1 protein-coding gene is annotated in these 280 nt (G+C 61.4%); it reads right to left on the bottom strand.

Going from position 1 to position 280, the window contains the following annotated elements; all coding sequences use genetic code 11:
* On the bottom strand, window positions 1-253 hold a 253-nt coding region (locus EN852_RS40420), incomplete at its 3' end, for a hypothetical protein (RefSeq protein WP_135880016.1).
* Window positions 254-280 lie beyond the last annotated feature (27 nt).

Genomic DNA, 280 nt, shown 5'->3' with positions numbered 1-280 from the left:
CCTTGAAGTTGCGCTGGACGTTGACTTCGGGGCCGGCGGAACCTTCCTCGTTCTGCGGCTTGCGGAACTTCCTGCCCCCGTCGTTCCCGCCGGCGGCACCCTGATTCTCGCCGGAGAAGACGTCCGGATTGTTCCTCCTGAGCCGCTTCTGCATACTCGGCCCATTGTCGGCCGGCTCACCATTGACGGTCGGCAGTCTGCGGAACTTCTTGACGTTCCCGTCGACCGAGCCCTTGCACTGATCGGATGCCACGTCCGGATTTTTATTCCTTAGGTGCTT

It is taken from the genome of Mesorhizobium sp. M2E.F.Ca.ET.209.01.1.1 (assembly GCF_004010375.2).
In the GTDB taxonomy this organism is placed as follows: Bacteria; Pseudomonadota; Alphaproteobacteria; order Rhizobiales; family Rhizobiaceae; genus Mesorhizobium.
This window is presented reverse-complemented; position numbering and strand designations above follow the sequence as displayed.